Here is a 7,268-nt window from a genome sequence, read left to right on the forward strand (position 1 = left end):
TTGTTAAATATAACCCAATTTTGCGAGCGTGTATTTTTTTATTAGGCACCCAAAATGCAAGTGCCTTTTCCTGTTTTGGCGCGTAAATAATTTTAAAAAAACCAGTGGGGACAAAAACACCATCCCCTATTTTCTTTAAATAATCGCCATCGAATGTTGGTCCGGTGTAAACATAAACTTCACCGTAACGGCTTGTCCAATTACGCACATCTTTTTCTAATTTACGCCAAGCTAAACGGCTCAATTGAGAGTTTTGAGGGCTAGTGTTCGAAAGAAGAAAGGATTGCTTTAGAGAGGTCGCATTGAAATCAATCGATGCTTGAGGCGCAAACTGTACATAACCATAGCCAGAAGCTGAGTAATCTTGAGGTGTTACGCGAAATGAAACAGGAATATCATCATCAGCATGGAGTTTTTCTTTTTTTCAAAAATGCATGTGAAATTGATGATCGCGTTAAGCGATAAGCGACCCAACGCGGCTGCTTCGTCGCATAGTTATAACCAACAACATAGCCTTCTCGACAAAGGTATTGATCAACCCCACCAGGGTTACCGTATTTGAGAAACTGCTGACAACTCGCTTTCTCATTTGTATACGCAGTTACACTCATACCAACTGCGCATAGAAATAAAAGAATCCGTTTCATGATGGCCTCCCATGCCCTCTTGCATCCTACTTAAATAATATATGAAAGCACCGAGCTATCCAACTTTACGACCTAATAGCTCATTGTTCCTCTTATTTTTGCATTACAATAAACGTAAATTTACTTTTCATTAACGCTCCAACCATTGAATATCATGTATATTGCCTTATATAGTCAATAGGCTAGTGAACAAGAGGAGAAAATCGTGCGCATATCATTTCAAGGTCGAATTTTCAACTATCACTCAAAAGTCAGAATTTTTGCTAAAAAAGAACAACTTATCTTCCGTGATCACAAGACTCAATTTCAATTTCCCCTCCAGGTTGGACTCAGTTCGGCTCAAAAAGAAATTATTCGCTATATCAAAAGTTGCTACCGTCGAGGCTTTAAACGCTTGAACCTCAACCACTACCTCTGCCAGGTCGCAATCTAGAGTAAATCCAACCTGGCCCAGAACCTCGAGCTTAAGAGTGCCAAATTAAGGTTAAATGACGGCAACTATAGAGAAGAACGGCGCTTAGTTTCACAAACACCTTGTTTAACAAGCGCTCGCAATACTGCTAATATTTCATCGGATTTGAAAGGCTTCATTAGATACCCCTTGGCACCTATCCTTAAAGCGTCTTCAACAGCATGCTCAATAGACGTAGCCATCACAACATTAGCGTGTGGATCGTAATCCATAATATTTGTCAGTGCTGTAATACCGCAAGAATTGGGCATGACAATATCAAGTAAAACAAAATCAGGGTGAATTTTTTATATTTTTCCAAAGCCTCCTCGCCATCATGAGCAGTATCAGCAATAATAAATTCACTTCCAAAAAATATGTTCTTAGTGATTGTATGTATAGTCAAAGAATCATCAACACTTAACATCATATATTGTCTAGCCATAATAACTCACATACACATTCAATGTTATTCCATAAAACCGTCTTACTTTTACAATATCCTTCGATAACTTAAGCTGCTATCTCTTCAATTGCGAGCGACTATGAGCAACTAATAATAAATAGCTCCTTTTGTTACCATAGCACCATGATGCTTGAATTTCCCTACCTCTAAGCACTCTTTTGTAAATCGGGTTAAAGTCACAGCCAGCTATTAATTATTTTCACAATTAAAACATAAGGTTAAGATCACAGCATTGCAAAGCAAGCCGACTTAACTAGAAAAATCTAACATTTAAACAATATATTTTATATGAGTATATTAATTTATAAATACAGCAAGCGACTAATTTGAAATACTTTTTTATTATTATTTTCTTATCAATCAGCATAATTTCTTTATCAAGCTGGTCTCAAGAAGCAATAGATGCCATCAATCCTGCGCTTATTCAGCAACAGTTAAGTCAAGAACATCAAAAGGCCAGTGTATCTTATTCTCATAACGTCACTGAAAACAAGTTTAACATTCCTGAAAGCTACAAAAAAGTTAAGTTCTTCTTCCCCGGTCTTGTCATTGAAGGGAAAACCATTTTAAATATAAAAAAATAAAACCTATTTATAAAAAATATATTAATGAAAAAAATATCTCTTTATGATCTATATAGATTTAAAAATGAAATTAATTTACTTTATTACAAACAGGGATATTTACTATCTTATGCTTTTATCCCACCCCAGAGGCTGTGTAAGAAAAAGTGTAGCACTCCTGTTATATTAAAAATTATCGAAGGATATATTAGCGATGTAAAAGTCACTGACGACACAGGCCACAATCAGGTGTTAATTAATCAGTTAAGCAGTAAAATAACGCAATCCATACCATTAAAAATAAAAACATTAGAGGAAAATATTTTACTAATGAATGAACTGCCTGGCCAAACAATCTCTTCCACTATTTCACCTGATCCAAACACTCCGGGAGGCTCACAACTCACACTACAGTCTAAATTTAATCGTCATAACAGTTACTTTGTCGTAAATAATCGAGGCACCGAGTTTATTGGCCCGACACAAGTCATTTTCGGTAGTTCTATTAATTCCATTTCGGAAGCGTCGCTACCTCGGTAGGTATTTTGCACTTCCATGGTGCAAAATCGCCTCGCAAAACGCGACGACTATAATGCCTCGGCCGTCCCCGTCACGAGACGCTCCGTGCCTTAATTCGGCACACTCCGCATCTCGCTCTCAGATGACTCTACGGCTCGTATAGATTTTTAGACACTCGTTCCGCCGACTCCGGACCTAAAGGCCCTACGTCACTCCGCTCTGCTAAAAATCCGAGCCTACCTCGGAATACTCACCCCGCGCTTGGCGCTCCCTGGCTCGCATCGTTGGTTCAGACCAGCTCAGCCTACAGCTCTCAGCAGCCATGCCCAATTATCATGAAATGAGCTATGGACAACTCTCATATTTGCGCTTTTTAAATGACCAAGGATTAAGCCTTACTATCAATGGCTCAGTCATAGTCACTAAACCTAATGCAAGCCTTAGTGATTTAAACATCCATGGTAAAAGTGAAGCACTTAGTATTAAACTTGATTACCCATTGCTTTTACTACGCAGGCAACAGTGGCGAGTTTTTCTAGAATTCAATGCTCAAAACAGTATAAACAACATCGAATCGACCAATCAACAAAACCAAGATAATGTCAGAACATTAACACTAGGAACTTCTTTTAAAAAAAATTCTTCATTAGGCCAAAGTAATCTGACTGCATCAGTCTCACAAGGGTTGCCATTATTTGGATCAAGCCATAATAATAATCCAGATTCATCACGGATAGGCGTCGATTATCATTTTACCCGTGTTGATATAGCAGCGACTCAACTATATCCGCTTAGCTCTTTAACCTCGTTACAAGGCTCATTAAAAACCACATATGCTTTTAGTCAATTACCTGCAACCGCAGAAGCAGGCTTTGGTGGCCCCTCATATGGACGAGCCTATGACTCATCTCGTATCACAGGGGATCGAGGAGTAATGTTAAGCCTAGAAAGCCGCTATGATATAAAAAAGCCGCATTCCAGTATCTCTTTACTACAACCTTATTTATTTTATGACATTGGCGCTCTTTGGGTTGTTAATCCGCAAAATCGTCCTATTGAATTTCAAGATAATGGAGGCCGTATGTCAGCAAGCTCCGCAGGGGTAGGGCTTCGCGTATTCTTAAAAAATAATTTTTATGGCACACTAGAAATAGCAAAACCTCTCACCCTATCAACGTTAAACCATAGCTATGACCCACGTGTCTTTTTCTCTCTGGTTGGCCGATTCTAATTTATCCTCATTCAGACCATCATATTAGTCATTGCAGTACTGCTGCTTTATCTCATAGAGCAATTCTAACTTTTTAGAAATATCCACTTCACAAATAAACTGTGAAAAGCTTATTTTTCAATTAACTTTTCCTCTTGTATACTACCCTGTTCTAATTTTTTATTTTTTTCAATTTGCCTTCCTCTTACCTGGCTTTGCTCTTGTGAAACACTATCATTAATTTCAATTTTTGTTCTTACTGGAGAAGTTTGATCGATTAAGTTTTTATCAACAAATGGCAAAACAGGCATAGGGGGTTCTGGAGGTAACGGTGGAGGCTCTGGAGGTGGAGGCGTTGGTGGGGTTGGCGGCGCTGGGCATACTCCGCCACCTCCAACATTAATAGTACAATTATTGATTAAAAACGTTCCTGTCGCGCCCCCCAACAAAGCACCAACCTTGGTTACTGCAGCATCATTACTCGCATTTTGTACGACTCCTGTAATTGAAGCACCATTTTGGCCACCTAACTGCAAACTATTACTCGCAATAATATCAAATTTTGTATAATTTTGAGTAATATTAACCTTAACATCTGCAGCATCAAGCTTCATTCCAGAGCCACTCTCGCTCACTGCTGTAATATCAATTGTTGCAGCCTTAACGGCTTTAGTCAGCCCAGAACCCTGTATTGCACCTGCACTATTAATGGTAAGGGTATCTAGTGCACTCGTATTACCAACAAAGCTCGCAAAACTAATTGTACTTGCAGCATGGCTTGTTATTAAAGTTAAATCTTGTGTTCCATTGACAGTATCATTAAATTGAATCCCTGTTGCGCCACTATCCGTGTGTGTCGTATCGGCTGTTAAGACGACAGGAGTATTAAAGGTGATCGTTCCTCCTTGTGCTGAAATATTTGCACCAAGCTGTGTTGAACCTGACCCTGAACTTGTAAAAGCTCCTAATGCTGTGCCTGCCCCTAAGGCCTGTTGGATATCGATTGTTCCTGTCGAAGATAAAGTTAAGTCTTGGTTGCCATCAAATTTCGCATTTGCGTTGGTAATATTAATATTTGCACCAGTCAGTATTGTTGCAGCTGATAAAGTCACTGCTTCATTAACATCAATATCATTCGTTGATGTAATTGTTCCTGCTAACGTCAACGGGTTCGAAATAGTCAGTTTATCGACATTCACTGTGCCACCATTCGTTATTACCGTTAAGCTATTATTGGAAAAATCAATATTCTCATTATACGTCCCTGCGGTGATATTGATCGTATCATTGGCTGTGGTTAAACTATCTGCTTCAAGAATACTGCCACTTCCAGACACATTAATCGTCGAAGCCGTTGTAGACTCAGTCGTCGCATTCAAAGTATTTTGCAGATTTAATGTCGAGCTATTCACCGTCAATGTATTTAATTTTGTTCCAGCGCCTACCGCCCCTGCAATGGTGACTGCTCCCCCGGTTGCAGTCAATGTGAGCGACTCAACATTTGCCGTTGTAGCATCAACCGTATTATTAAGCGTCAACGTATTGCTATTAGAATCAAAAACACTCGAGCCTGTTAAGACAATCGGACTCGAAAATGTAATGCCGCCGCTATCTGTCGTAATATTATTGCCGACATTCGCTAGATTTGCGCTCGTGTTTAATGACTCAAGACTCACTGCATTGGCAAACGTAACATCACCGCCTGCACCGGCATTTAGAATCAAATTGGTATCCACCCCTGTCAGGGTATTAGCAAAGTCGATATTATTACTATTCGAATCATAGGTAAATGTCCCTGCTGCGGTCGCTACCGGCCCAGTGAAGGTCATCTGGTTTGCCGTAATATTATTATTCGCATTAATCGCACTGCCAGTCACACTCAAAGCTCCCAAACGAGTGACATTCCCCAGTGCACCTGTTAACGTCACTGCACCTGCCCCCCCAGACAGCGTTAAACCTTGCATCCCGGCTGCTGTTGCATTCACAGCATCATCAAGATTAATTGCATTCCCGTTTGAATCCAACGTCGTTGTTGCTGCGAGCGTCACCGGGCTATTCATATCCATTTGGGCGGCTTTAATACTTGCAGTATTAATTGTAATACCAGCAGAACCGGTAATATCTAAAGCACCTAAACGTGTACTCGCCCCTATAGGGTTATTCAGTGCTACGGTACTCGTCCCTGCATTTAGTGTAAACGTTTTCGTTCCATCCACCGCATCAAGCACAATCGCGCTATTGGTCGAATTAAATGTACTATTACCTGTCAATGTCACTGGACTCGAAAATGTAATACCTCCGCTATCTGTCGTAATATTATTGCCGACATTCGCTAGATTGGCGCTCGTATTTAATGACTCAAGACTCACTGCATTGGCAAACGTAACATCACCGCCTGCACCAGCATTTAGAATCAAATTGGTATCCGCCCCTGTCAGGGTATTCGTAAAGCCGATATTATTACTGTTCGAATCATAGGTAAATGTCCCTGCTGCGGTCACTACCGGCCCGGTGAAGGTCATCTGGTTGGCCGTAATATTATTGTTAATCACAATACTATTGCCGGTAATACCCAGAGTTCCAATTCTTGCTGTGTTCCCCAATTGATTTTTGATTGTCGCTGTGCTTGCACCCGCATTAATTGTTAAAGCCTGAGTACCGTTGACTGTATTTTCAAAGTTAATTGGATTTGAATTTGAATCAAGAGTTACCCCCGCAGTTAATGTTACGGGGTTGTTTAAGTCAATCTGTGCAGCTTTTATTGTATCAGTATTAATAGTAATACCACCAGCCCCGGTCACAGCAAAATTACCTAAACGCGTTGAATCCCCTAATTTATCATTGAGTGCAACTGTACTCGCTCCAGCATCAATCGTAAACGCCTGAGTACCATCAACTGTATCCAAGTTAATGGGGTTCCCTGTTGAAGTAAATACACTATTACCCGTTAATGTAACGGGGTTAGTAAATATAATACCACCTATTGTTGTTGTAATATTATTCGCAATATTATTTGCATTCGATGTGATACTGAGTGAATTAAGTGTTGTAACGCCACCTAAAGTTAGTGTCCCCGCACCCGCATTAAGCGTTAAGTTCGTACTTCCTCCCGTTAAATTATTAGAAAAACCCATATTATTTCCATTAGAATTATAAGTAAATGTTCCTGCTGCGGTCGCTACCGGCCCGGTGAAGGTCATTTGGTTGGCCGTAATATTATTATTCGCATTAATGGCACTGCCAGTCACACTCAAAGCTCCCAAACGAGTGGCAATTCCCCAGTGCGCCTGTTAACGTCACTGCACCTGCCCCCCCAGACAGCGTTAAACCTTGCACCCCGGCCGCGGTTGCATTCACAGTATCATCAAGATTAATTGCATTCCCGTTTGAATCTAGCGTCGTTGTTGCCGCG

At 40.4% G+C, this 7,268-nt stretch carries 9 protein-coding genes; 4 read left to right on the top strand and 5 right to left on the bottom strand.

From position 1 onward, the window contains the following. Both BGC07_RS23085 and BGC07_RS23090 read right to left on the bottom strand, forming a co-directional pair. A partial coding sequence (locus BGC07_RS23085; RefSeq protein ID WP_268801696.1) for a DNA/RNA non-specific endonuclease occupies positions 1 to 394 on the bottom strand: 394 nt, incomplete at its 3' end. Between the two features lie 7 nt (positions 395 to 401). Further along, positions 402 to 647 (bottom strand): DNA/RNA non-specific endonuclease, encoded by a 246-nt coding sequence (locus BGC07_RS23090; RefSeq protein ID WP_268801614.1) that lies wholly within the window; start codon positions 645 to 647, stop codon positions 402 to 404. A gap of 205 nt (positions 648 to 852) precedes the next feature. On the opposite strand from BGC07_RS23090, the gene BGC07_RS04580 reads away from it, so the two are divergent. Next, positions 853 to 1,080, top strand: a complete 228-nt coding sequence (locus BGC07_RS04580; RefSeq protein WP_069312140.1) for a hypothetical protein — start codon at positions 853 to 855, stop codon at positions 1,078 to 1,080. Positions 1,081 to 1,145: 65 nt separating this feature from the next. Here BGC07_RS04580 and BGC07_RS21765 read toward each other — a convergent pair whose 3' ends face one another. Next, complete coding sequence (locus BGC07_RS21765; protein ID WP_235602928.1) at positions 1,146 to 1,370, bottom strand: response regulator; 225 nt, start codon at positions 1,368 to 1,370, stop codon at positions 1,146 to 1,148. A 520-nt stretch (positions 1,371 to 1,890) separates the two neighbouring features. Here BGC07_RS21765 and BGC07_RS04590 point away from each other — a divergent pair. The 3 genes from BGC07_RS04590 (at position 1,891) to BGC07_RS04600 (ending at position 3,877) form a co-directional block, all read left to right on the top strand. Continuing rightward, positions 1,891 to 2,148 carry a hypothetical protein gene (locus BGC07_RS04590; RefSeq protein ID WP_069312141.1) on the top strand — a complete coding sequence of 86 codons (258 nt, stop codon included), beginning with the start codon at positions 1,891 to 1,893 and terminating at the stop codon, positions 2,146 to 2,148. Positions 2,149 to 2,166: 18 nt separating this feature from the next. Further along, positions 2,167 to 2,667, top strand: coding sequence for a POTRA domain-containing protein (locus BGC07_RS04595; RefSeq protein ID WP_268801697.1), 501 nt, complete (start codon positions 2,167 to 2,169; stop codon positions 2,665 to 2,667). 259 nt (positions 2,668 to 2,926) lie between these two features. Then, a complete protein-coding gene (locus BGC07_RS04600) occupies positions 2,927 to 3,877 on the top strand; it encodes a ShlB/FhaC/HecB family hemolysin secretion/activation protein (RefSeq protein ID WP_268801698.1) in 951 nt (316 codons plus the stop codon). Between the two features lie 110 nt (positions 3,878 to 3,987). Here the strand turns inward: BGC07_RS04600 and BGC07_RS04605 are convergent, their stop codons facing one another. Together BGC07_RS04605 and BGC07_RS20550 are read right to left on the bottom strand one after the other, a co-directional pair. After that, positions 3,988 to 7,104: a beta strand repeat-containing protein gene (locus BGC07_RS04605; RefSeq protein ID WP_069312144.1), complete on the bottom strand. Its 3,117-nt coding sequence runs from the start codon at positions 7,102 to 7,104 to the stop codon at positions 3,988 to 3,990. Further along, positions 7,085 to 7,268 (bottom strand): hypothetical protein (locus BGC07_RS20550; RefSeq protein ID WP_158006869.1); only part of this gene is annotated, 184 nt, incomplete at its 5' end. The genes BGC07_RS04605 and BGC07_RS20550, both read right to left, overlap by 20 nt.

Origin of the sequence: Piscirickettsia litoralis, assembly GCF_001720395.1 — a bacterium.
In the GTDB taxonomy this organism is placed as follows: Bacteria; Pseudomonadota; Gammaproteobacteria; order Piscirickettsiales; family Piscirickettsiaceae; genus Piscirickettsia; species Piscirickettsia litoralis.

Bases quoted from the DNA above. Each gene is read 5' to 3' on its own strand.
- BGC07_RS23090 (WP_268801614.1), bottom strand. From the start codon at position 647: ATGAAACGGATTCTTTTATTTCTATGCGCAGTTGGTATGAGTGTAACT.
- BGC07_RS21765 (WP_235602928.1), bottom strand. From the start codon at position 1,370: ATGCCCAATTCTTGCGGTATTACAGCACTGACAAATATTATGGATTAC.